The 605-nt window shown below is 39.8% G+C and carries 1 protein-coding gene; it reads left to right on the plus strand.

Annotated elements, in window-relative coordinates; all coding sequences use genetic code 11:
- A partial coding sequence (locus H4J65_RS05885; RefSeq protein WP_182196671.1) for an efflux RND transporter permease subunit occupies positions 1-605 on the plus strand: 605 nt, incomplete at both ends.

The following is a 605-nucleotide window of genomic DNA, read 5'->3' on the forward strand; positions in this document are numbered from 1 at the left end:
TACAATGAAACTACCGGTGAGGCGTTTAATCGTACACAAGCTAAAATTGCTGCTATTGCTTTACCAGAAGGTTATAAACTTGACTGGGGCGGCGAATATGAGTCGTCACGTAAAGCGCAAGCCGCTTTAGGAAAAGGCTTGCCGCTGGGGTTTTTAATTATGTTTATTATCAGTGTCTTGCTCTTTGGTAAGGCTAGGCAACCGATTATTATTTGGCTGATTGTACCTATGGCTGTGGTGGGGGTGGTTGCGGGCTTACTAATAGCAGACCTACCTTTTGGCTTTATGTCGTTACTGGGCTTTTTGAGTTTATTTGGTATGTTAATTAAAAATGCTATTGTGCTATTAGAAGAAATTGACTTACAAATTATTGAAGGTAAAGAAAAAGCAATTGCCATCGTTGAAGCAAGCTTGAGTCGTTTGAGACCAGTTTCACTGGCAGCTATCACCACTATATTAGGTGTTATGCCATTATTATTTGACCCTTTCTTTGCTGATATGTCGGTGACTATTATGGGCGGATTAGCGTTTGCCACTATCTTGACCATGATAGCCGTACCTGTGCTTTATAGTGTTTTTTATAAAATTAAGGTAGAGAAAGTGTA

It is taken from the genome of Colwellia sp. MB02u-9 (genome assembly GCF_014077085.1).
In the GTDB taxonomy this organism is placed as follows: domain Bacteria; phylum Pseudomonadota; class Gammaproteobacteria; order Enterobacterales; family Alteromonadaceae; genus Cognaticolwellia.